This is a genomic window from Streptomyces sp. NPDC023157 (assembly GCF_055560575.1).
Genome location: NZ_JBVHIL010000013.1, coordinates 27,745 through 50,464, shown reverse-complemented (window position 1 = coordinate 50,464; position 22,720 = coordinate 27,745). Strand labels below are relative to the sequence as shown.

At 72.2% G+C, this 22,720-nt stretch carries 24 protein-coding genes; 8 read left to right on the top strand and 16 right to left on the bottom strand.

Going from position 1 to position 22,720, the window contains the following annotated elements:
• Positions 1-2: 2 nt before the first annotated feature.
• From ACZ3ZE_RS34715 to ACZ3ZE_RS34695, 5 genes are all read right to left on the bottom strand, one after another.
• Complete coding sequence (locus ACZ3ZE_RS34715) at positions 3-440, bottom strand: Fur family transcriptional regulator (protein ID WP_361164879.1); 438 nt, start codon at positions 438-440, stop codon at positions 3-5.
• 39 nt (positions 441-479) lie between these two features.
• On the bottom strand, positions 480-1,052 hold the full coding sequence (locus tag ACZ3ZE_RS34710; protein WP_361164876.1) for a heme-binding beta-barrel domain-containing protein: 573 nt from the start codon (positions 1,050-1,052) through the stop codon (positions 480-482).
• A gap of 239 nt (positions 1,053-1,291) precedes the next feature.
• A complete protein-coding gene (locus ACZ3ZE_RS34705) occupies positions 1,292-2,131 on the bottom strand; it encodes a hypothetical protein (RefSeq protein ID WP_361164874.1) in 840 nt (279 codons plus the stop codon).
• Positions 2,128-2,949, bottom strand: a complete 822-nt coding sequence (locus ACZ3ZE_RS34700; RefSeq protein WP_467261853.1) for a hypothetical protein — start codon at positions 2,947-2,949, stop codon at positions 2,128-2,130. The genes ACZ3ZE_RS34705 and ACZ3ZE_RS34700 overlap by 4 nt, the downstream gene beginning before the upstream one ends.
• Before the next feature lie 14 nt (positions 2,950-2,963).
• On the bottom strand, positions 2,964-3,707 hold the full coding sequence (locus tag ACZ3ZE_RS34695; protein ID WP_361164867.1) for a hypothetical protein: 744 nt from the start codon (positions 3,705-3,707) through the stop codon (positions 2,964-2,966).
• 183 nt (positions 3,708-3,890) lie between these two features.
• Here ACZ3ZE_RS34695 and ACZ3ZE_RS34690 point away from each other — a divergent pair, with 183 nt between their 5' ends.
• Positions 3,891-4,253, top strand: a complete 363-nt coding sequence (locus tag ACZ3ZE_RS34690; RefSeq protein WP_363292692.1) for a DsrE family protein — start codon at positions 3,891-3,893, stop codon at positions 4,251-4,253.
• 15 nt (positions 4,254-4,268) lie between these two features.
• On the opposite strand, the gene ACZ3ZE_RS34685 is transcribed toward ACZ3ZE_RS34690, so the two are convergent.
• The 8 genes from ACZ3ZE_RS34685 to ACZ3ZE_RS34650 form a co-directional block, all read right to left on the bottom strand.
• Entirely contained in the window at positions 4,269-4,532 is a 264-nt protein-coding gene (locus ACZ3ZE_RS34685; protein ID WP_361164861.1) for a DUF3099 domain-containing protein, read from the bottom strand.
• Positions 4,533-4,639: 107 nt separating this feature from the next.
• Positions 4,640-4,927 carry a DUF1416 domain-containing protein gene (locus ACZ3ZE_RS34680; protein ID WP_046908577.1) on the bottom strand — a complete coding sequence of 96 codons (288 nt, stop codon included), beginning with the start codon at positions 4,925-4,927 and terminating at the stop codon, positions 4,640-4,642.
• A gap of 37 nt (positions 4,928-4,964) precedes the next feature.
• Positions 4,965-5,810, bottom strand: coding sequence for a sulfurtransferase (locus tag ACZ3ZE_RS34675; RefSeq protein ID WP_361164857.1), 846 nt, complete (start codon positions 5,808-5,810; stop codon positions 4,965-4,967).
• 148 nt (positions 5,811-5,958) lie between these two features.
• Entirely contained in the window at positions 5,959-6,039 is an 81-nt protein-coding gene (locus tag ACZ3ZE_RS34670; protein ID WP_350497993.1) for a putative leader peptide, read from the bottom strand.
• Positions 6,040-6,283: 244 nt separating this feature from the next.
• Positions 6,284-6,973: an LmeA family phospholipid-binding protein gene (locus ACZ3ZE_RS34665; RefSeq protein WP_361164854.1), complete on the bottom strand. Its 690-nt coding sequence runs from the start codon at positions 6,971-6,973 to the stop codon at positions 6,284-6,286.
• A gap of 104 nt (positions 6,974-7,077) precedes the next feature.
• Positions 7,078-8,295: a hypothetical protein gene (locus ACZ3ZE_RS34660; RefSeq protein WP_361164851.1), complete on the bottom strand. Its 1,218-nt coding sequence runs from the start codon at positions 8,293-8,295 to the stop codon at positions 7,078-7,080.
• Between the two features lie 10 nt (positions 8,296-8,305).
• Entirely contained in the window at positions 8,306-8,560 is a 255-nt protein-coding gene (locus ACZ3ZE_RS34655) for a MoaD/ThiS family protein (RefSeq protein WP_046908573.1), read from the bottom strand.
• Between the two features lie 45 nt (positions 8,561-8,605).
• The gene (locus tag ACZ3ZE_RS34650) at positions 8,606-9,430 is read right to left on the bottom strand and encodes an alpha/beta hydrolase (protein WP_442305818.1); all 825 of its coding nucleotides are present in this window, start codon (positions 9,428-9,430) and stop codon (positions 8,606-8,608) included.
• Positions 9,431-9,660: 230 nt separating this feature from the next.
• Between ACZ3ZE_RS34650 and ACZ3ZE_RS34645 the strand changes: the two genes are divergently transcribed.
• The 5 genes from ACZ3ZE_RS34645 (at position 9,661) to ACZ3ZE_RS34625 (ending at position 15,047) form a co-directional block, all read left to right on the top strand.
• The gene (locus ACZ3ZE_RS34645; protein ID WP_467261852.1) at positions 9,661-10,449 is read left to right on the top strand and encodes a response regulator transcription factor; all 789 of its coding nucleotides are present in this window, start codon (positions 9,661-9,663) and stop codon (positions 10,447-10,449) included.
• Between the two features lie 61 nt (positions 10,450-10,510).
• The gene (locus ACZ3ZE_RS34640; protein WP_361164844.1) at positions 10,511-11,533 is read left to right on the top strand and encodes a LacI family DNA-binding transcriptional regulator; all 1,023 of its coding nucleotides are present in this window, start codon (positions 10,511-10,513) and stop codon (positions 11,531-11,533) included.
• Positions 11,534-11,710: 177 nt separating this feature from the next.
• Positions 11,711-12,823, top strand: a complete 1,113-nt coding sequence (locus tag ACZ3ZE_RS34635) for a S1C family serine protease (protein WP_361164841.1) — start codon at positions 11,711-11,713, stop codon at positions 12,821-12,823.
• 20 nt (positions 12,824-12,843) lie between these two features.
• Positions 12,844-13,581, top strand: coding sequence for a response regulator transcription factor (locus tag ACZ3ZE_RS34630; protein WP_361164838.1), 738 nt, complete (start codon positions 12,844-12,846; stop codon positions 13,579-13,581).
• Positions 13,578-15,047 carry a sensor histidine kinase gene (locus ACZ3ZE_RS34625; RefSeq protein ID WP_467261850.1) on the top strand — a complete coding sequence of 490 codons (1,470 nt, stop codon included), beginning with the start codon at positions 13,578-13,580 and terminating at the stop codon, positions 15,045-15,047. The genes ACZ3ZE_RS34630 and ACZ3ZE_RS34625 overlap by 4 nt, the downstream gene beginning before the upstream one ends.
• Here ACZ3ZE_RS34625 and ACZ3ZE_RS34620 read toward each other — a convergent pair.
• From ACZ3ZE_RS34620 to ACZ3ZE_RS34610, 3 genes are all read right to left on the bottom strand, one after another.
• A complete protein-coding gene (locus ACZ3ZE_RS34620; RefSeq protein ID WP_361164832.1) occupies positions 15,012-15,905 on the bottom strand; it encodes a phosphatidylinositol-specific phospholipase C in 894 nt (297 codons plus the stop codon). The two genes, ACZ3ZE_RS34625 and ACZ3ZE_RS34620, sit on opposite strands and share 36 nt — an antisense overlap.
• Positions 15,906-15,993: 88 nt before the next feature.
• Positions 15,994-19,302, bottom strand: a complete 3,309-nt coding sequence (locus tag ACZ3ZE_RS34615; RefSeq protein ID WP_467261848.1) for a FlgD immunoglobulin-like domain containing protein — start codon at positions 19,300-19,302, stop codon at positions 15,994-15,996.
• 136 nt (positions 19,303-19,438) lie between these two features.
• Entirely contained in the window at positions 19,439-21,280 is a 1,842-nt protein-coding gene (locus tag ACZ3ZE_RS34610) for a bifunctional metallophosphatase/5'-nucleotidase (protein ID WP_361164826.1), read from the bottom strand.
• Between the two features lie 139 nt (positions 21,281-21,419).
• Between ACZ3ZE_RS34610 and mshD the strand changes: the two genes are divergently transcribed.
• Both mshD and ACZ3ZE_RS34600 read left to right on the top strand, forming a co-directional pair.
• Entirely contained in the window at positions 21,420-22,346 is a 927-nt protein-coding gene (gene mshD / locus ACZ3ZE_RS34605; RefSeq protein WP_361164823.1) for a mycothiol synthase, read from the top strand.
• 22 nt (positions 22,347-22,368) lie between these two features.
• A complete protein-coding gene (locus ACZ3ZE_RS34600) occupies positions 22,369-22,626 on the top strand; it encodes a hypothetical protein (protein ID WP_467261846.1) in 258 nt (85 codons plus the stop codon).
• The last annotated feature ends 94 nt before the right edge of the window (positions 22,627-22,720 follow it).

Sequence of the window (22,720 nt, the reverse complement as noted above, 5' to 3'; positions counted from 1 at the left end):
GACTACGACTCGGCGTCGGCGGCCTTCCGGGTGCAGTCCCGGCACCGCCCGAAGATCGCGAAGTGCTTCATGTCGGTGGTGAAACCGAAGGTGTCGCGCAGCTTCGCGGTGAAGTCGGCGGCCACCTCGACGTCGGCCTCGATGACCTCGGTGCAGTCCCGGCAGACCAGGTGCAGATGGTGGTGCCGGTCGGCGAGGTGGTAGGTCGGCGCGCCGTGCCCCAGATGGGCGTGGCTGACCAGACCGAGCTCCTCCAGAAGCTCCAGGGTCCGGTAGACGGTGGAGATGTTGACGCCGGAGGCGGTCCTGCGGACCTCGACGAGGATGTCGTCCGGGGTCGCGTGCTCCAGCACGTCCACGGCCTCCAGGACAAGCTGGCGCTGCGGCGTCAGCCGGTAGCCGCGCTGCCGCAGGTCGCTCTTCCAGTCGGTGCTCACCACGCCCCCCAGTGTAGGAGGGCGCGGCACACCACGGCACTCCTACTTGAAGAAGGCGATGCCGTCGTCGGGCATGTCGGGGAGGTTGCGCGCCATCTCGGCGACCTCCTCGGGGGTGACGACCTTCTTCAGGTGCGCCGACATGTACGGACGCAGCGGGACCTCGGGGGTGGCCTTCTCGCCCACCCACATGAGGTCGCTCTTCACGTAGCCGTACAGACGCTTGCCACCGCTGTACGGGCCCGAGGCGGCGGTCCGCGCGACGGCGTCGGTCGCGAGGTCGATCTGCGGCTTCTGGTCGGCGAGCTCGCCGTACCAGACCTCGACGATGCCCTGGTCGCGGACCATGACGATCTCGACCTTGCGGTCCTTGTCGATGCGCCAGTAACCGCTCTCGCTCTCCAGGGGGCGGACCTTGTTGCCGTCCGCGTCCAGGACCCAGCTGTGCGAGTGGTACTCGAGGAAGTCTCGGCCGTCGTGGCTGAACGTCACGGACTGACCGAAGTTGCACTTCTCGGCGCCGGGGAAGTCGGAGACACCCGCGCCTTCCCACGTACCGAGGAGGAACGCGAGGGGGACGAGGCCCGGGTTGAGGTCGGACGGAATCTCGATCATGAGCAGCTCAGGCGATCTGTGAAGGAGTGGTTAACGCTGGCCCTGGTACAGCTTCTTCACGGTCAGCCCGGCGAAGGCGAGGACCGCAACGCAGACGAGCGCCAGCAGGACTTCGAAGAAAACGATCACTTTGGTGCTCCTCGAATGAGCGGTGAAGGCGGAACGGGCCGGACCCCAGCTTAGTAGGCGGGGGCCCGGCCCTCTCGGTGAGGTGGGTCTCGGCCGTCCCGGAGCGGCGATCAGCCGAGGAGCTGGTTCTGCAGGGTGACCGTCTGCTGGAAGGGCACGTGCGCCGCCCCGCCCTGGTGCGACTGCACGACGAGCGCGAGCGTGTCCCCGGCCTGGATGTACGCCCAGCGGGTCTGCTCGGGACCGTACGGCTTCTTCTCGGCGACGGCGTACACCGTCGTGTCCGGGACCTCGATCTCCGTCGCGAGCGGATCGGTCTCCACGTCCCGCGCCCCGTCCAGGGGAACGGCCTCCGCCGATCCGGCGTCGATCGCGTTGTCCTTGAAGTCCTCGGAGAAGCCCACGGACTTGAACCGCAGCAGGTAGACGGCGCTCCTCGTGCCGTCCGGCATGGTCCAGGCCCGCGCGACGATGTTCCGCAGCGCGGAGTCGTCGACGGCCTGCCGGAGCTCCGCGCGCTGCTCCTTCGGGTACAGGGCCAGGTACTGGTCCACGCCCACCCAGGCCCCGTCCAGCTTCGGGTCGACCGTGGCGCCCGCCGGAGCGGGCAGGAGCAGCCGGCGCGGGTCGGCGTGGTGGGTCTCGGCGTCGTTCCCGACGGTGAAGGGGCGCGGAGAGCCCTCGGGGAGCGCGGGCAGGCTCAGCGCGGGGTACGCCCAGCGGCCGTCACTCTCGGTCGCGAGACCGGGCACGTCGGTGCGCTCCATCGCGGTGATCCCGGCGACGACCCCGGCACCGAGCCCGCCGCACACCACGACGGCGGCGGTCCAGCGGGCGACGGCGGCGAGCACGCGACGCGGCTTCGCGGGGGCGGACGGCTCAGGGGCGGACGGCTCGGGGGCGGACGGCTCCGGCGTGGGCACCGGCGCCTCCGTCTGCTGCTCGGTCATACGTACTCCCCCGGGGACTTGATGTGGTCGAGCTGGTTCTTCACCAGCTCGGCGACGGCGGACTGGTCGAGGGACGGGCCGCCGTAGGCAAACGCGCTGACGAAGTACTCGGAGTCGTACGCGGAGCAGCTCATGCCCTCCATCCGGAACTCGCGCTCCTCGTCGTCCTCGTCCTTGTCCCTCGGCAGGACGTAGCAGGCCGCGTTCTTGTGGCCCTCGACCTTCGGCCCCTTGGCGAAGTCCAGGAGGCCGGCGATCTCGCCGCGCAGCTTGTGCAGCTCGTTGACGAACCGCCTGTCCTTCATCCGGATGACCTGCACCTCGATCACGAGGTCGGAGTCGATCGAGGTGTAGGAGCGGACGGCGATGCCCTGGACGCCCAGCTTCTCGATCCGCCGGTCGTACTCCCGGCGCTTCTTGCCGGAGAGCCCCTTGCCCTGCTGCTTCAGCAGGGCGACGGCGTCGGTCGCGCCGAGTTCGCCGTCGTTGCCGTAGCGGTCGATGTCGGGGCCGAGGGAGTAGTCGCCGGGCACCGGCAGCAGGAGCTTGCTCAGCGGGGTCGACGCCTTCCCGTCGCGGGTGTTGCCCGCGGGGTCCTTGCTCGCCGCCTGCGGCGCCTCCCAGCCGATCGTGGGCGCGTGCCGCTCGGCCGCCGAGACGGTGACCCCGGTGTAGACCCCGGCCCCGGCGACGCCCAGCACGAGCACGCCGCCGAGGACGTACGGAAAGAGCCCCCGCTTCCGCCGAACGGGCGCACTCCCCTCTTCCCCGGAGTCGACCGAGTCGACCGACTCCACCGACTCCACCCTGTCCGTCACGTTCTCGTCCCCGCTCACAGGCGCTCCAGCTGTCGCTCGGCCAGTGAGGTGATCTCCTTCTGGCTGATCTTCTTGGTGTCGGACACGAAGATCTCGACCATGACGTCGCCCCGGTGGAAGACCGCGCGGGCCTCGTAGAAGTCGAGGTAGCCCGCCTTGCGGTCCACGGGCAGGAGGTAGGTGCGCCCCTCGGCGCTGCCCTTGATCGGCTGCCCGTAGCCGGAGTCCTCGGTCCGGAACCGGCGCTGGCCGTCGGCGTGCTCGGCGGCGGACAGGCCGCTGTCGTCCCGGAACTGCACCAGGTTGATCTGCGTCGTCTTGTACCGGCCGGTGCGCCAGGAGGTGCTGGCGATCCTGCGGACCTCGTTGCGCACCAGGTACTCGAAGGCGTCCGAGGGCTGCTCGAAGTCCTCGGCGTACGCCATGACCGAGAGCCAGCCGTCGGCCGGTGTCCACTCGGTCCGCTTCGCCCCCGCCGGACTCGCCAGCAGCAGTTTCCGCAGGTCGCCCTCCGTCCTCAGCCCCCGGTCCCGCGCCGCCGACAGCGGCTCCGGCTCCTGCCCCTTCGGCAGCGGCTTCGCCGGGTAGACGAGGTCCGGCTGGTTGAGGGCGGGCAGCGCGGTGGGCTCGCGCTGGGCCTGGACGCCGTAGCCGACGGCGGTGCCGCCGACGATGCCGAGGACGGCGGCGACGGCGATCAGCGCGACCGTACGGCCGGTACGGCGCGGCGGCCGTACGGTCGCGCCGGAAACCGGCACCGGCGCACGGTCGGGCGCCGGGTCCGCAGCGACCGCCCCACCCTCTTGGGCGGATTCCACCGCTTCTGTCGCTTCCAAAACAGTCCCCCCACGAGACTAGAAGCGCGGATTCCGTTACCCGCGCACCCAGCTGACACGTGAGACCCGCCCGAGGTTGCGGAACCTCGCATTACAGTTCGGTATATGGCGAAGAAGCTCGTGATCAAGGTGACCGCCGGGGCCGACGCCCCCGAGCGCTGCTCCCAGGCCTTCACCGTGGCGGCCGTCGCCGTCGCCAGCGGGGTGGAGGTCTCCCTCTGGCTGACCGGCGAATCGTCGTGGTTCGCCCTCCCGGGCCGCGCGGCCGAGTTCGACCTCCCGCACGCCGCCCCCCTGCCGGACCTGATCGACTCGATCCTGGCAGCCGGCAGCATCACCCTGTGCACCCAGTGCGCGACCCGCCGCGACATCACGGAACAGGACGTCCTGAAGGGCATCCGCATCGCGGGCGCGCAGGTCTTCGTCAAGGAAGCGATGGCGGACGAGACGCAGGCCCTCGTCTACTGACGAAAGCCACCCGGCTTAATCGGGGTCCTTCTTCTTCCCGTCCAGCTCGTCCCACCACTCATCGGACTTCTTGTCCCCCGAGGGATCGTCCCACCAGCGGTCCTCGGGCCCTCTCCGGTTCGCCGTCATCGCGGCGACCGGGGGGATGAGCATCGCGACCACGCACATGCCGATGGCCACGGGAATCGAGAACAGGCGCACGACTGCCCAGGCGCCCACGAAGAGGACCAGGCAGGCACCCATCATCCAGAAATAGACGCGCCGACGCCGTGCGTACACACCTTCAGAATACGCCTGAAGGCAAGCCGAAGGGCCGTGCCTCGGGTCCTGGTGATGGCGTCCAACCCCCCCAGGAGGCACGGCCCTCCGGCCGTTCAGCGTGCGGATCAGACCGCGATCGCGACCTCGGCGAGGCCGCCCTTCTGGGCCACGACCTGGCGGTCGGCGGTGCCGCCGGGGACCAGGGCGCGGACGGTCCAGGTGCCCTCGGCCGCGTAGAAGCGGAACTGGCCGGTGGCGGAGGTCGGGACCTCGGCCGTGAACTCGCCGGTCGAGTCCAGGAGGCGGACGTAACCGGTGACGGGCTGGCCGTCCTTGGTCACGAAGCCCTGGATGGTGGTCTCACCGGGCTTGATCGTCGAGGCGTCGGGGCCGCCGGGCTGCGCTCCACACATGGTGGGAATCCTTACGGTCGAGGGGTCCTGGGGAGGGTTACTTGTTGGCGCCGAGCTCGATCGGCACGCCGACGAGGGAGCCGTACTCGGTCCACGAGCCGTCGTAGTTCTTGACGTTCGGGACCTCGAGCAGCTCGTGCAGGACGAACCAGGTGAGCGCGGAGCGCTCGCCGATGCGGCAGTAGGCGACGGTGTCCTTCGCCAGGTCGACCTGCTCGGCCTCGTAGAGGGCCTTCAGGTCCGCGTCCGACTTGAAGGTGCCGTCGTCGTTGGCGTTCTTCGACCACGGGATGTTGCGGGCGGACGGGACGTGGCCCGGGCGCTGCGACTGCTCCTGCGGGAGGTGGGCCGGGGCGAGCAGCTTGCCGGAGAACTCGTCGGGCGACCGTACGTCGACGAGGTTCTGGGTGCCGATCGCGGCCACGACGTCGTCGCGGAAGGCGCGGATCGAGGCGTCCTGGGGCTGGGCCTTGTACGCGGTGGCCGGGCGGTTCGGGACCTCGGAGCCGTCGACCAGGTCGCGGGAGTCGAGCTCCCACTTCTTGCGGCCGCCGTCGAGGAGCTTCACGTCCTGGTGGCCGTAGAGCTTGAAGTACCAGTAGGCGTACGAGGCGAACCAGTTGTTGTTGCCGCCGTAGAGGACGACCGTGGTGTCGTTGCCGATGCCCTTGGCCGAGAGGAGCTTCTCGAAGCCCTCCTGGTCGATGAAGTCACGGCGGACCGGGTCCTGGAGGTCCTTGGTCCAGTCGATCCGGATGGCGTTGCGGATGTGGTTCTTCTCGTAGGCCGAGGTGTCCTCGTCGACCTCGACGAGAGCGACCTGCGGGTCGTCGAGGTGGGCCTCGACCCAGTCGGCGTCGACCAGGACGTCGCTGCGAGCCATGCTGTTCTCCTCCGGGGCAGTGTGCGGCGGTTCGTGCAGTTTGTGCGGGTACGCGCCATCGCATGCGGGCGATGGTGGTGCTGCTGCGCAAGGGTGGCCCCGACGTCACGTCGTAGGGCCTGAGGAATACGGGAGCAGTGCGTCCCGCTCAGACGGAGCGACAGAGCATGGCGGCGACGCGGCACAGGTCTACTGCCCGCCGCTTCGTGAGATCCGCCTGTCGCTTCATGCCCTCGATCGTAGGGACGGACAGGCGGCCGTGTCACCGCCGTGTCGTATTTTGAGACGCGATCGTCCGGGATGTGGGATGCCAGGAGGGCGACGAGAGGCCGGGGCACGTGTGGGGTGACGTGTCCCGGTTGACCATCTGCGGATCGGACAGCGGTGTCTCAGTATGTGATCACCGGGTCGCGGGGAGGGTGGGATTCGGGGGGAGGCGGGGGGTTTGGGGTGGTGTGCGGCTTGGTGGCTGTTCAGCCTGCCAGGACCACGTCCTTGCCCGTCACCGTCACCGCGAGGCCGTCCGCCCGGGCCTCCACCTTCGCCAGCTTCATGCCCTGCGGCAGCCCCTCGATCCGGCGGTCGAAGTCCGTGCGGGCGCGCACCAGGTCCTCCAGGCCGGGGATGCCCTCGCCGGGCACCTCGTCGGCCCGCACCCGGAGGGTGTCGGCGTTCACCAGGGTCACCGTGGACAGCACGCTGCGGGTGAGCGTGCGGCCGAGGACGCGCACCCCGCCGGTGACCTTCAGCTTGCCGTCGCCGCCGTAGGCGACCTTGACGTCCCGGCCGGACGCGGCGCCCAGGTCCGCGTAGGAGATCAGCGCGGTGCCGCTGGCGGAGGCCGCGCGGGCGCTCGTGTAGCCGTCGTTCAGGGTGACGTCGCGCAGGTCGGCGGTCAGCTCGCCGATGCGCACCGGGTGGCCCCCCGCGGTCGCCCGGACGCCGGTCAGCCGCACCTCGACCTCGTCGAAGCGCTTGCCGGCCGCCTGGGTCAGGAACGGGAAGCCCTTGATGTCGACGTCGGTGGACTCCGCCCGCACGGCCCCGAGGCGCACCCGGTCGGCCGCCTCCGACTCCGCGTAGGACACGGCCAGGCGGTCCACTCCGACCAGGACGCCTCCGAGCACGACGGCCAGGATCAGCACAATCCGCAGTGCTCGCATGGTGTTCCTTCCCTCTGAGGCGTTCCGGGACGACTTCGGCCCCCCGACACGAAGATCGACGTGTCGGGGGGCCGAGTGGTTCCCCCACGGGGCTGTGTCGGCGGTTACGCCAGGGCACGTCCCAGCAGGTAGACGGCGGGCGCGGCGGCCGTCAGCGGCAGCGCGACACCGGCCGTCATGTGCACGAAGCGCGAGGGGTAGTCGTAGCTGGCCACCCGCAGTCCGATCAGCGCGCACACCCCGGCCGCCAGGCCGAGCAGCGCGCCCGAGGCGCCGAGGTCGGTGAGCCCGCCCGCGGCGATGCCGGCACCGGCCGCCGCGAGCAGCGCCACGACCACGGAGACCGGTCCGGGCAGCGGCACCGCGCGGGCGAGGACCGCGGCGGCGACGGCGGCCCCGCCGACGACCACCGCGTCCGGCTCGGCGCCGAGGTGCCCGGCGGCCAGGACCGCGAGGGCCGCCGAGGTGACCGTCGCCATCAGGCCGTACATCCGCTCGTCCGGATCGGCGTGGCTGCGCAGCTGGAGCACGAGCGTGAGCAGTACCCATACGCCGAGCGTGCCGAGGATCGCGGCGGGGGCGTTCTCCCGGCCGGCGGCGAGCAGCGCGACGTCGGCGGTGACGCCGCCCAGGAAGGCGAGGGCGATGCCCTGCCGGGCCGGCCACATGCCGTTGAGCCGGAACCAGCCGGCCGCCGTGACCGCCTGGAGCAGGATCAGCGGGACGAGCAGCGCGTACGAGCCGACGGAGGCGCCGACGGCGAGCAGGACGCCGAGGACGGCGGTCAGCGCGGCGGGCTGCGTCCCGGGCTCGATGACCGGCGAACGGCCCTCGGCACGGGCCCGCTGGGCGTCGGTGACCCGGCTGTTGCCGCCCATGGTGGGGGTGGAGTACGCGGGGCCCTCGGGCCCGGCGGAGAGCACGTCCGGGACGGGGGCCGGGACGAGGTCCGGGACCGGGACCGGAATCACCTCCGGGACCGGAGCGGCCTCGTACGCCGCGTACGCGGGCACGGGTGCCTCATACGCGGGTACGGGTGCCTCGTACGCCGGCTGGTACCCGGCCGGGCTCTCGGGCGGCAGCGGGTGCCCGCCCGAGGTGTACGCGTACTCGTACCCGTACGGCGTCTCGTACGCGGGAGCCTCGGGCTGCTGCGCCTCCTGGGGCCGCTGGGGCTCCTGGGGCCGCACCGTCGGCTGGTACTGGGTGTCCCAGGTCTGCCCCTCCCACGTCTGGGTGACGTGCGGGTCGTACGGCTGACCGCCCTGGCCGTCCTGCGGCTGAGGCTGCGGCTCGTACGGATAGTGCTGGTCACTGCTCATGGTGTGCGGTTCACCCTCCTGCGAACGGGGGGAGCACCTCGACCGTGCCGCCCTCCGCCAGCCGTACCGTCTCGTGGGCGCGGGTCCCGACGGGGTCGCCGTCGATGAGGAACGAGCAGCGCTGGAGGACCCGGACCAGCTCGCCGGGGTGCCTCTCGCGGGCCGCGTCGAGCGCCTCGGCCAGGGTCCGCGCGGCGTACGGCTCCTCGGCCACACCGGCGGCCGCCTTGGCCGCGGCCCAGTAGCGGATGGTTCCCGCTGCCATAGCGGCTCTCCCTTCGTTCGTGTGCGCGCCGCCCCCCATGATGGGCTATGGCCGGGCGAGCCAGCCGCCGAGCCGGGCGAGCAGCTCCTCGCCGGCCGCGTTCTCCGCGTGGCCCATGCCCCGCTCCACCCACAGCTCGGCCGCGCCCTCGGGCGCCGCGGCGACGAGGCTGCGGGGGTGGTCGAGCGGGAAGTACGCGTCGCGGTCGCCGTGCACGATGAGCAGCGGGGTCGGCGCGATCAGCGGCACCGCCTCCACCGGGGAGAGCGGGACGGGGTCCCAGCCCTCGCTGTCGATGCGGGTGCCGAGGCCGTAGCGCCCGACGAGCCGGCCGACCGGCCGGGTCACCACCCAGTGCACCCGCCGCATCGAGGGCGTCCCCCGGTAGTACCAGCGGGCGGGGGCGCTGACGGCGGCGACGGCGTCGGTGTGCGCGCCGGTGCCGCGCTCCAGGGCGGCGTGCCGCAGGACGACCGAGCCGCCCATGGAGAAGCCGACCGTCACCACCCGGGTGTGCCCGAGCTCACGGGCCCAGCGGACGGCCGCCGCCAGGTCGAGGACCTCGCGGTCGCCGACGGTCGAGCGGCCGCCGGAGCCGCCGTGGCCGCGGAAGGAGAAGGTGACGACGTTCGCGTGGTCCCGCAGGGCGAGGGCGGCGCGCCGGAGCGCGGGACGGTCGACCGCGCCGGTGAACCCGTGCGCGACGACGACCGCCGTATCGGTGACACTTGCCGTGGCCGGTTCGTAAAACGCCTCGATCCGGACACCGTCATCGGTACGCAACATCACGCGGCGGGCTTCACGGTCATGGACGGAAGTGAGCGAGGAAACATCCACCATGTGAAATCGGCCCTCTGCCTCGGAACTCATGTGAGCTATTCTGCTTGCCAGAGGATCCGGGCAACGCAGCCCCCGGGTCCTTTTGTGTTTTCCGACCGTTGTTACGGATGGATTACCGAAAGCTCTCAGGGCGCGAGAGCCGCAGGTGAGAACAGAAAGCAGTGCCGCAGACGTCCTCGCAGGGACCGAGGAGGAACCGACGTCATGGACGAGCTAAGCCAGCACGACCGGAAGACGACGACCCGGGCAGGTGGGGCGCGATGAGCTCACTGCTGCTCCTGACCAATGCCCTCCAGCCGTCGACCGAGGTGCTGCCCGCCCTCGGCCTGCTGCTGCACAACGTGCGCGTGGCCCCCGCCGAGGGCCCCGCGCTGGTGGACACCCCCGGCGCCGACGTGATCCTCGTCGACGGGCGGCGCGATCTCCCGCAGATCCGCTCGCTCTGCCAGCTGCTGCGCTCCACGGGGCTCGGCTGTCCGCTGATCCTGGTCGTGACCGAGGGCGGTCTCGCGGCCGTCACCGCCGACTGGGGCATCGACGACGTGCTCCTGGACACCGCGGGCCCGGCCGAGGTCGAGGCCCGGCTGCGGCTCGCGACGGGCCGTCGGCAGATCGTCGCGGACGACTCCCCGATGGAGATCCGCAACGGCGACCTGTCGGTGGACGAGGCGACGTACAGCGCCAAGCTGAAGGGCCGGGTCCTGGACCTGACCTTCAAGGAGTTCGAGCTCCTCAAGTACCTGGCCCAGCACCCGGGCCGGGTCTTCACCCGCGCCCAGCTCCTCCAGGAGGTCTGGGGCTACGACTACTTCGGCGGCACCCGGACGGTGGACGTCCACGTACGGCGGCTGCGGGCGAAGCTGGGCCCCGAGCACGAGTCGCTGATCGGCACCGTCCGCAACGTCGGCTACCGCTTCGTCACCCCCGAGAAGGCGGAACGCCCCGCCGCCGAGGACCCCCGGGGCCGGCAGGACACCCGGAACCGGGGCCGGGCCGGGACACCCGTCAAGGAAGCCGCGCGGGAACTCACTCCTGTGGAGGACCGTTAACGTGGCGTATGCCACAACGCGACCTGCCGGTAGGTAGGTCACCCCGCGTAGACTGCCGCGCGTGGCCAAGGTGACGCGGGATGACGTAGCGCGACTGGCGGGTACTTCGACCGCGGTCGTGAGTTACGTCATCAACAACGGACCCCGGCCGGTCGCCCCGGCCACGCGCGAGCGTGTCCTCGCCGCCATCAAGGAGCTGGGCTACCGCCCCGACCGGGTGGCCCAGGCGATGGCGTCCCGGCGCACGGATCTCATAGGCATGGTCGTCCCCGACGCCCGCCAGCCCTTCTTCGCGGAGATGGCGCACGCGGTCGAGCAGGCCGCCGCCGAGCGCGGGAAGATGGTGCTCGTCGGCAACTCCGACTACCGCACCGAGCGCGAGATCCACTACCTGCGGGCCTTCCTCGGCATGCGGGTCTCCGGTCTGATCCTGGTCAGCCAGGGCATGAGCGAGCAGGCCGCGAGCGAGATCGAGGCCTGGGACGCGCGCGTGGTGCTGCTGCACGAGCGGCCCGAGGCGATCGACGACGTCGCCGTCGTCACCGACGACATCGGCGGCGCCCAGCTCGCCACCCGGCACCTCCTGGAGCACGGGCACCCGTACGTGGCCTGCATGGGCGGCGTCCCGAACACCCCCGCCGTCGGCGACCCGGTCGCCGACCACGAGGAGGGCTGGCGGCGTGCCATGCAGGAGGCCGGGCTCTCCGTCGAGGGCCGGCTCTTCCAGGCGCCGTACAACCGCTACGACGCCTACCAGGTGGCGCTGAAGCTGCTCGCCGGTCCCGACCGGCCGCCGGCCATCTTCTGCTCCACCGACGACCAGGCCTTCGGCGTGCTGCGGGCCGCCCGCGAGCTGCGCATCGACGTGCCGACCGAGCTCGCCGTGGCGGGCTTCGACGACGTCAAGGAGGCGGCGCTGACCGACCCGCCGCTGACCACGGTCTACTCGGACCGGCCGGCGATGGCCCGGGCCGCGGTGGACCTGGTGCTCGACGACTCCATCCGGGTCTCGGGCTCGCGCCGCGAGCGGGTGAAGCAGTTCCCGTCGGCGCTGATCGTCCGCCGCTCCTGCGGCTGCGCCTGACCCGGAGGAACAGGTCCCGGAGGAACAGGTCCCGGACGAACGGGACCCGGACGAACGGGACCCAGCCGGACCCGCCGGTCTCCGCCGCCGGGTCTTTATATCGGGCATACACACTTCTGTCGGGCTTCTCACCCCGCCCTCAGGCCGTTCTCATGTACGGCTCCGAGAGTCATAGCCATGACGGACAACCAGCAGCCCCAGCAGCAGCCGTACTACCCGCCGCGGCCGCCGTACGACCCGACGGAGCCCCTCAGCACCGAGCCGGGCACCACCGTCTGGCCGTCCGGCGGGCACACCCCGGCCGGCGGGTACACCACGCCGCCGCCCCCGCGGCAGCCCGCGTTCGCCTCCCCGGCGCCCGCCCCCGGCCCGCACCGTCGGGCCAAGCGCGGGGTCGGCCTGCTGGCGGCCGTGGCCATCGCCGCCGCGGCGGTCGGCGGCGGCACCGCGACCCTCGTCGAGCGCTGGACCTCCGACGGCACCGCCTCTGCGGCCGGCTCCGTGAGCGGCACGAACGTGTCGGCGAGCAGCAAGGGCACGGTCGCCGGGGTCGCCCAGGCCGTCTCCCCGTCGATCGTGGAGATCTCCGCGAGCTCGACCTCCGGCAAGTCCACCGGCTCCGGCGTGATCATCACCGGCGACGGCGAGATCGTCACCAACAACCACGTCATCTCCGGCGCCTCGTCGATCAAGGTGCAGACCTCCGACGGCAAGAGCTACGACGCCAAGGTCGTCGGCACGGACCCGGACAAGGACCTGGCGCTGATCAAGCTGGAGGGCGCGTCCGGCCTCAAGACGGCGACGCTCGGCGACTCGTCCAAGGTGCGGGTCGGCGACGAGGTCGTGGCGATCGGCTCCCCCGAGGGCCTGACCGGCACCGTCACCAGCGGCATCGTCTCCGCCCTCGACCGCGACGTGACCGTCGCCAAGGAGGACGGCCAGGGGCAGGGCCAGGACCAGGGTCAGGGGCAGGGCCAAGGCGGCCAGGGCCAGCAGTGGGACCCGCGCCAGGGGTGGCCGTTCGAGTTCGGCGGGCAGCAGTTCAACGGCGACACCGGCTCCTCGAAGACCACGTACAAGGCGATCCAGACCGACGCCTCGCTCAATCCCGGTAATTCCGGCGGCGCGCTGATCAATATGAACGGCGAGATCATCGGAATCAATTCGGCCATGTATTCGCCCAGTTCCTCGGGCGGTTCCACGGCCGGCAGCGTCGGCCTCGGATTCGCGATCCCGGTCGACACCCTCAAGGCCGACCTGGACAGCCTGCGCTCGGGCGGTGCCGCCTGAACACATGGGACGCTGACCCCATGACTGGCCAGCAGAACGAAGCCGAACGCGCCGAACGCATCCTCATCGTGGACGACGAGCCCGCCGTGCGGGAGGCGCTGCGCCGCAGCCTCGCGTTCGAGGGGTACGCGACCGAGGACGCCGTCGACGGGCTCGACGCGCTCGCCAAGATGAACACGTACGCCCCCGATCTCGTCGTCCTCGACGTCCAGATGCCCCGCATGGACGGCCTGACCGCCGCCCGCCGCATCCGGGCGTCCGGCTCGACCGTGCCGATCCTCATGCTCACCGCCCGCGACACCGTCGGCGACCGGGTCACCGGGCTCGACGCGGGCGCCGACGACTACCTGGTGAAGCCCTTCGAGCTGGACGAGCTGTTCGCCCGGATCCGCGCCCTGCTGCGCCGCAGCTCGTACGCGGCTCCGCAGGCCGGGCCGCGGCCCGACGGCGACGTGCTGTCCTTCGAGGACCTGCGGATGGACCTGACCACGCGCGAGGTGAGCCGGGGCGGGCGGCCGGTGGAGCTGACCCGTACCGAGTTCACGCTCCTGGAGCTGTTCCTCGCGCACCCGCGGCAGGTGCTGACCCGCGAGCAGATCCTGAAGGCCGTGTGGGGCTTCGACTTCGAGCCGAGCTCCAACTCGCTCGACGTGTACGTGATGTACCTGCGCCGCAAGACCGAGGCGGGCGGCGAGCCGCGCCTCGTGCACACCGTGCGCGGGGTCGGCTACGTGCTGCGCGGCGGAGGCGCGGAGTGACCAGCCCGGTGACCTGGTTCCGCTCGCGGCCGCTGCGTTCCCGGCTCGCGCTCCTCACCGCGCTCGCGGTGGCGGTCGCGGTCGCGGCGGTCTCGGTGGCCTGCTGGTTCGTGACCCGGGCCCAGCTGGAGGCGGAACTGGACGACTCGCTGCGCTCGGCGCAGCTCACCCCGCAGGACGCCCAGAAGCTGCTGAGCTCCTGCGGGACGACCACGCAGAACCAGCCGCTGCCGGCGCCGCGCGGCGGGCAGACGCTGCAGATCGTGTCGACGGACGGCGAGGTGCTCTGCTCCACGGGCCGCTCGGTGATCCCGGCGCAGGCCGCGGACACGGCGGTGGCCCAGGGCCACCTCGCCTCCGCGCTGCACACGACGAACGCCGCGGACGGCACGGAGATGCGGGTCTACACGTACCCCATGAACCTGATCCGGCAGCCGATCTCGCAGCCGGTCGCGGTCTCCGTCGCCCGCCCCACGTACGAGATCGACAACTCGATGTCCACGCTGGCCTGGGTGCTGCTGCTCGTCTCCGGCATCGGCGTCGTCGGGGCCGGGGCGGCCGGCCTGTGGGTGGCGCGGACCGGTCTGGAGCCGGTGCACCGGCTGACCGGGGCGGTCGAGCACGTGGCGGCGACCGAGGACCTGACGGTCCGGATCCCGGTCGAGGGCGAGGACGAGATCGCACGGCTCTCCCGGTCCTTCAACGCGATGACGGCCGCGCTCGCGACCTCCCGCGACCGGCAGGCCCAGCTGATCGCGGACGCCGGCCACGAGCTGCGCACGCCGCTGACCTCGCTGCGGACCAACGTCGAGCTGCTGGCCCGCAGCGAGCAGACCGGCCGGCCGCTGCCGCCGGAGGACCGGCGGGCCCTGATGGCCTCGGTGAAGGCGCAGATGGCGGAGCTGGCGGCGCTGATCGGCGACCTCCAGGAGCTGTCCCGGCCGGACGCGGCGGCCCGCGGCCCGCTGGAGGTGGTGCCGCTGCACACGATCCTGCGCGCGGCGCTGGACCGGGCGCGGCTGCGGGGCCCGGAGCTGACCTTCGTGACGGACCTGGCGCCCTGGTACGTACGGGCGGAGCAGGCGGCTCTGGAGCGGGCGCTGGTGAACGTCCTGGACAACGCGGTGAAGTTCTCGCCGCCGCGCGGGACGGTCGAGGTGACCCTGATGCGGGGCGAGCTGACGGTCCGGGACCACGGACCCGGCATCCCGGCGGACGAGCTGCCGCACGTCTTCGACCGTTTCTGGCGCTCGCCCTCGGCGCGCAGCCTGCCGGGGTCGGGGCTCGGCCTGTCGATCGTGGCCCGCACGGTCGGGCAGGCCGGCGGCACGGTCGCGCTCACCCCGGCGGAGGGCGGCGGCACGGTGGCGACGGTGCGGCTGCCGGGCGCCCCGACACCGCCGCCGCCGTCGCCCCCGGCGGCGGAGGGATCAGTTGTGCCGGATGAGGGACTCGACCAGTCCTGAGCGGGTGTTGGGGTAGTCCAGCGGGACGATCCCCAGCCCCTTCCAGGCCGCGCCCTCGCCGTCGAGCAGGGCGTGGACCTGCGGGTTGAGCCGGTCGGCGTTCCACCGCGGCGGGAGGCCGGCCGCGGTGGAGACGAAGTTGACGTAGAAGCGGCCGGGCTGGGTGGCCGCCTTCCGGAACTGCGCCTGCACCTTGGGCCACTTGCCGAAGGGTTCGGACTGGTAGTCGTCCTGCACGTCGAAGTACGTGCCGTCGGCCCAGCGCAGGCCGGGCAGTCCGCCGTTGTCGGCGAGGAGCACGACCCGGCCGCGGGCCTCGCCGAGCGTGGGGACGCCGTTCCCGATGCGGAAGAGGGGCCGCCAGCCGCGGTTGTCGAGGTAGTCGTCGAAGACCGCGCGGAAGGTGGCGTCGGACTCGGACGAGTACTCCTGCTTGACCCGCATCAGGACGGTCTCGGTGGGGTGCGCGGCGAGGAAGTCCCAGCAGGCGCCGAGGACGTCGCCGAACATGAGGTTCTGGTAGGAGGCCGCGTGGTGGATCGCGAACGATCCGCCGGTCACCCGGCACCGTACGTCCAGGAACCGGATGCCGCTGTCCAGTTGCTGGGCGATGGTGGTGTTCTGGCACTCGGTCCAGGGTCCGCCGTAGCGCGCCCCCGAGTCGTGGGTGCCGGGGATCGTGAGCCTCTGGAGCGGGGTGGGGTCGCCGTGGGCGGCCATCCAGTCCTGCGTCCCGAGGGCGGTGGCCGCCCGGGCGGAGGGGGCACCCAGGAGCAGGGCTCCGGAGGCCGCGGCGGCGCCCGCGAGAAAGCGTCGCCGGTCCAGTCGGTCCGGTCGTCGGTCCAGTCGTCGGTCCATGGGACGGCACTATGGCAGGGGTTGACGTGCCCCTGCCATAGCCCGTGAGGGTCCGTCGTCTCCCGGACCCCGTCGGCTCGGTCCTCCGTCAGCCGGTGAAGTACCCGAAGACGTCCACGATCACGTCCGTCGAACCCGCGTGGTTGTACAGGTACAGCTTCCCGTCGACGACCGGCACGACCACCAGGTTCGGCACGGTCCGCCCCGGCAGCAGGTTGACGCTGGAGACCTTCGGGGTCCCCGGCACCGTCGTGGCCGCCAGGTACGTCGACCTCGTCGCACCGGTCCCCGTCAGGTTCAGGACCACCGCCGAGGCCCCGCTCGCCGGCACCCCGCCGATCCCCGCGACCGGCAGCATCAGGCTCTGCGCCGGACCGAGCGTCCGCCCGCCCAGGGCCTTCCGGGTGTCCACGAGCCGGGCCGGAGCCAGCGGGTGGAACAGCGCGCCCTGCGCACCGGCGCCGAAGTAGCCGGAGACGTCGGCCAGCAGGTCGACCGAGCCCGCGTGGTTGTAGAGCGTGATCCTGCCGTCCCTCACGGGGACGATCACCGCGTTGGCGACGGTCTGCCCCGCCGCCGTGTTCAGGTTGGACGCGCTGGTCCGCTGGGTCCCGTACGGGTACACCGACACGAAGCCGGCCGCCGTGGGCCCGGTCGCGGTCACGTTCAGGACCACCGCCGACACCCCGGCCGCCGGCACCCCGCCCCGGCCCGCGACCCGCACGTCCACCGTCCTCGCCGGCCCCACCTTGGCCCTCGGCGCGCCGAGCCCGCTCCGGGTGTCGAGGACCCGCGCCGGGGCCACCGGCGCGAACCGGTCGCCCGGGCCGCTCATCGTGTACGAGCCGGCGACGTCCGCGAGCAGGTCGACCGAGCCGCGGAAGTTGTACAGCGTCACCTTGCCGTCCTTGACGGGCACGGTCACCAGGTTGGACGCGGTCCGCCCGGCCGTCACGTTCAGGTTCGACGCGGTGGAGCGCTGCGTGCCGTACGGGTACACCGACACGTACGTCGACGCCGAGGCGTTCGTCGCCGTCACGTTCAGCACGACCGCCGAGACCCCGCGCGCCGGCACCCCGGCACGGCCCGCGACCTGGAGGGTCAGCGTGTCGCCGGTGTAGAGCGGGGCCTTGCGGGCGCCGAGCCCGCTGCGGGTGTCGAGGATCCGGGTCGGCGTCACCGGCTCGTACGCGCCGAGCCCGCCGTGCGTCAGGAGCGTCTCGCCGCCACGGCGCAGCTCGCTCCCGGCCCCGTCGGCGGGCACGACGGCGAGCTCGTACGCGTACCAGCCGTCGACCGCCCCCGCCCCGGTGTCGTCCTTCCCGTCCCAGACCGCCTTGACGAGACCACGGGTCTCACCGCCGCGCAGGGTCCGGACGACCTTCCCGGCCTTGTCCTTGACGCTCAGCGTCCAGGAGGCGGCGGGCTTGGACAGCCACCACTTCGCGGTCCAGGGGGCGCCGGTCTCGACGTCGAAGACCTCGCCGGGCAGCGCGGAGTCGAGCACGGACAGGTCCGAGGCCGGGACACCGCTCGGGACGACGTGCAGGCGCTGCTGGGCGTCGGCGAAGACGGTGTGGCCGCCGAACCGGTCGACGCTCCAGCCGCGCTCGGGCCGCTCGTCGGCCGGCCGGCCGAGCTCCCGGGTCGCGCCGCCGCGCAGCGGCGTCAGGGAGAGCAGCCCGTCCTTCTCGTGGGTGACGTAGCCGTCGCCGAGCCGCGCCGAGGTGTGCGCGGGCAGGGCGGTGTTCACCTGGGTCACGGTGTTCAGGACACCGGACTTCGCGTCGCACTTCCAGTAGACGTCGGCGCCGACCGCCTGGACGTCCTTCAGGACGCAGTCGGCGACGGTCAGCTTCCGGGTGGTGGCCCTGGTGCGGACGTCGATCGCGGCGAGCGCGCCAGGGGTGGCGTTCGCGGCCCACAGGGTGCCGCCGTTCAGGGCGGTCGCGGCTCCCTTGACGAGGCCGGGCGGGGTCGCGTCCGCCCGGGCGTCCAGGTCGAAGACCCGTCGCGCACCGGCCACGTCGGTGTAGGCGGCATAGCGGCCGGAGGCTCCGACGGCCGGGCCGGGGCCCACGTCCCAGGCGCCCGTGTAGACGGGGGGCAGCTGCGCCCCGGCCTCCAGGGCGTACAGGCTGAAGCCACTGGGGAAGACGGTCCGCCCGTCGCCCGTGGGCACGCCGAAGTGCCGGTCGCGCTCGGGGTCCGTACCCCGGTCGACCCGGTCTCCCGCGGCGAGCGGCCCGCCGGTCGTCAGCGCGAGGGAGCGCAGCCGGTGCTCACCGCCCTGGGGCACCTCGTCGACGGCGTTCAGGACGCCCTGCGCGGCGGTGACCCCGAGCGTGAGCGTGCGCCGGGCCGGGACGACGGCCACCTTCGTGGCCGCGAACTCGCCGTCGGCACCCACCGCGACGCGGTAGACCGGGCGCGCGAGTGCCGGCTTGTCGTCGACGACGGCGAGCACGGGGCCGCCGCCGCTCCTCGGCATGAGGGTCACGCCGTCGAGCACCTTCGTCTGGGCGCCGCCCTCGAAGGGGCGGGACTGCAGCGTCAGGCGCCCGTCGGCGTCGTCGCGCGCGCTCAGGATCCGGTCGCCCCGGACGGCCACCGGGTAGGCGTCGCCGGTCCAGTCGGTCTCGCGGGCGGGCGCGGACCAGTCGCCCGCGAGGTCCCGTACGCGCAGCTTCCCGCCCGCGGTCACCGTGAGCAGGTCGTCGCCCTGCACGAAGGCGGACCTCAGGTCGTCGCCGAGCTCGCGCACCCGCGGGGTGCCGCCGGACAGGTCGACCCACGCGAGGGCGCTCACCTGGTCGACCCGGTACGAGAGCAGGAAGCCGCTCGGGGCGGTTCCCTGCACCACGAACTCCCCGGCGCCGGACGGCAGTCCGGTGACCGGGCGGTCGACCGGGGCGCCGTTCACCAGCGCGTAGGTGTGCAGGGTGCCGTCGCCCGCCGTCGACTCGGCGACGACCGTGCGGCCGGCCAGTCCGAGGACGTGCCGGCCCGCCCCGATGGCGAGGGTCTCCTCGGGGCCGCCGGCGGCGTCCTGGAGGACGACCTTGCCCAGCCGCTCGTCCACGCGGGCGAAGGTGTCCGTGCCGTTGCCGTGGATCTGGGCGCCGCCGTCCGCGAACGCCGTGGAGCCGCCGTCGGCGTAGGAGTACCAGCGGAACTCACCGGCCGCGTCGCCCTGCAGGAAGCCCGTCGTTCCGGGCCGCACGATCGACGCGTACGGATCCGCCTTCTCCTCCGCCGGGATCACCAGCTCGGCCGGAGGGCCGTCGCCCGCGGCGTACGCGACCCCCGCCCCCACCGGCGTCAGCGCGACCAGCGCCGCCGTCGCCGCGGCGAGCGCGAGCGCGCCTCTCCGCCGTCTTCCCCACCCTGTTCCCATGTGCTGAACCCCTCCCCAGAAGTTCCGAATCGAACGAGCCTAACAGGGGGTTCGAACATGTTCAGCGGTAACGCCGAGGGGCGGCGCCCGCCGCAGCGGACACCGCCCCTCTCGTACAACTGCCTAAAGCACAGGCTTACTTCACGACCGTGATCCGGTCCGCCGCCGGCACCGCCAGCGGGGCGGAGGCCGAGGAGTTCGCCGCCAGGTAGGCGTTGAAGACGTCCAGGTCCGACGCGCCGACCAGCTTGTTGGTGCCCGTCGCGAGCGCCGCGAAGCCGTCGCCGCCGCCCGCGAGGAACTCGTTCATCGCGACGCGGTAGGTCTTCGCGGGGTCGATCGCCGCACCGTTCAGCTTGATCGTGCCGTCGACGACGCGGTCCGCGCCCGTCTTGGTCATGTCGAGCGTGTACGTCAGGCCCTTCGAGACCTGGAGGATCTTCACCGAGTTCAGGTTCGAGCCGCTGACCTGCTGCTTCAGCGCGGCGATCAGGTTCGCGCCGGACAGGTCGACCACGTTCATCATGTTGGTGAACGGCTGCACGGTGAACGACTCGCCGTAGGTCACCACGCCGTCGCCCTCGGCGCCGGACGCCTTGTACACGAGGTCGGAGCGGATGCCGCCCGGGTTCATGAGGGCGACCTGGGCGCCGCCCTTGTCCGCGGGGGCCAGGCCCTGGAGCTGCGCGTCGGCGATCAGGTCGCCGAGCGGCTTCTCGTACGCCGTGGAGCCGCGGCCGTTGATGTCGGCGGCGATGTAGCCCTGCGGGCGGTTGGCGACCGGGGCGGCCAGCGTCTTCCAGTCCTCGATCAGCCGGGTGATGTCCGCGGCCTTCGGGACGTCACGCGAGACGACGTGGTTGGCCGAGGCGACCGCGGTGCGGACGATGTCCTTGGTGCGGCGGTCGTAGGTCAGCGTGGTGTCGGTGTACAGCTTGCCGAACGAGGACGCGGAGGTGACCAGGCGCGGCTTGCCCGACGGGTCGGGGATGCTGCACACGTACGCCTGGTGGGTGTGGCCGGTGACCAGCGCGTCGACCTGCGGCGAGACGTTCTTCGCGATGTCGACGATCGCGCCGGAGACGCCCTCGCCGTCCCCGTCGCCGTCCCCGTCGCAGTTGTAGTTGTACGAGGACGAGGCCGGCATGCCGCCCTCGTGGACCAGGGCGACGATGGACTTGACGCCCTGGCGCTCCAGGACCTTCGTGTACTTGTTGATCGTCTCGACCTCGTCGCCGAACTTCAGGCCCTTGACGCCCTCGGCGGTGACGACGTTCGGGGTGCCCTCCAGGGTCACACCGATGAAGCCGATCCGGACGCCGTCCTTCTCCCAGATGAAGTACGGGTCGAGCAGCGGCTTGCCGGTCTTCTCGTCCGTCACGTTGGCCGCGAGGTACGGGAAGTCGGCGCCCTGGAACTTCTTGCCCTCGACGAAACAGCCGGCGGTCGGGTGACAGCCGCCGTTCTGCATGCGGGCCAGCTCGCGCGCGCCCTCGTCGAACTCGTGGTTGCCGACCGAGGTGACGTCGAGGTCCAGCTTGTTGAGCGCGCCGATGGTGGGCTCGTCGTGGAAGAGGCCCGAGAGCAGCGGCGAGGCGCCGATCAGGTCACCGGCCGCGGCCGTGATGGAGTAACGATTCCCCTGACGGGCCTGGCGCAGGTGGGTCGCCAGGTACTCGACACCACCGGCGTCGATCTTCTCGGTCGTGCCGTCCGGGTTGGTCCGGACGACCTGGCCCGAGGAACCGGCCGGGGGCTCCAGGTTGCCGTGCAGGTCGTTGAAGGAGAGCAGCTGGACATCGACCATCCGCCCCCAGCCCTTGCCGTTGGTGCCGTACGACGCGCCCGAGGCGCTCACGTCGTCCTGCGACGCGCCGGCCGGCATCGCGGCGACGAGCGCACCGATGGTGGCCAGCCCCGCCCCGGCGACGAGAATCCGCCGCCCCGCCCTGTTCTGCTTCGACCGCTTCGCTGCCATCCGCTCCCCTTGAATCCCGATCTGTCCTGCGAGCCGCAGCCTAGAGTCAACGCGCGTAGCGCAACAGGGGTTGGCTGGTTACGAGCTGGTTGCCATTGATCTGCCCCGGGGGGACACCCACCCGCCGTAGGCTCGTCACATGACTTCCGACGCGGCGCCGGCCCTTGAACCGGGACGGCAGATCAACAGTTACGAAGAACTGAACCCCGAGCAGGTCACGGCGGTCCTCGACCTCCTGGAGGCCGCCGACCGCGCCGACGGCATGCACGCCGTGTCCGAGCAGGGCCGGCTCTATCTGCGCCACGGGCGCCGCGAGGGCGTCCGGCACTTCCTCCTCACGGTCGGCTCCGCGCTGTACGGCTACGCCCAGTTGGAGGAGACCGACCCGGTCGAGGCCCCCGCGGCCGAGCTGGTCGTGCACCCCTCGCACCGCGGCCGCGGCCACGGCCGGGCCCTGGGCAGCGCCCTGCTCGACGCCTCCGGCAAGCGGCTGCGGGTGTGGGCGCACGGCGGCAAGTCGGCCGCCCGCCACCTCGCGCAGGTCCTCGGCCTGACCCTGTTCCGCGAGCTGCGCCAGCTGCGCCGCCCGCTGGTGCCGCTGGACATCCCGGAGCCGGTGCTGCCCGAGGGCGTCACCATCCGCACCTTCGTGCCCGGCCAGGACGACACCGCCTGGCTCGCGGTCAACGCGGCCGCCTTCGCCCACCACCCCGAACAGGGCTCGCTGACCCAGCGGGACCTGGACGACCGGATGGCCGAGCCGTGGTTCGACCCGAAGGGCTTCTTCCTCGCGGAGAAGGACGGGCGGCTGGTCGGCTTCCACTGGACCAAGGTCCACGCGGAGGAGCAGCTGGGCGAGGTGTACGTCGTCGGCGTGCTGCCCGACGCGCAGGGCGGCGGCCTCGGCAAGGCCCTGACCGCGACCGGCCTGCGGCACCTCGCGGCCCAGACCCTGCCGACGGCGATGCTGTACGTGGACGCCGACAACACGGCCGCCGTGACGGTCTACGAGCGCCTCGGCTTCCGGACCCACGAGGTCGACCTGATGTACCGCACGGAGTCCTGAACTCCAATCAAGAAGGGGGCGGTTGACACCGCCCCCTTCTCTCCGCCTGCGCATCGCCATGGAGTACGCGGGCACCGGCCTGGTCCTCCTGCCGCTGCTCGTCGGCGCCTTCGTGGCCGGCCCGCTGGTCGCCCGCGCGTTCGAGTCCGGCACCTACCGGCTCGGCCTCACCCAGTCGGTCACCCCGGCGGCCTGGCTGCGCACCAAGGCCGTCACCGCCACGGTCACCGCCGTCGCGCTCCCGGCCGCCTTCCGCGTCCTGCGCACCCGGCACCCGTAGCCCCGGCACACGTAGCCCCGGCCCCCCGGTCGAGCGGCGCCCCGGCGCCCACAGAAACGCAGGTGGCGGGGCCCATGCGGCCCCGCCCCCGATT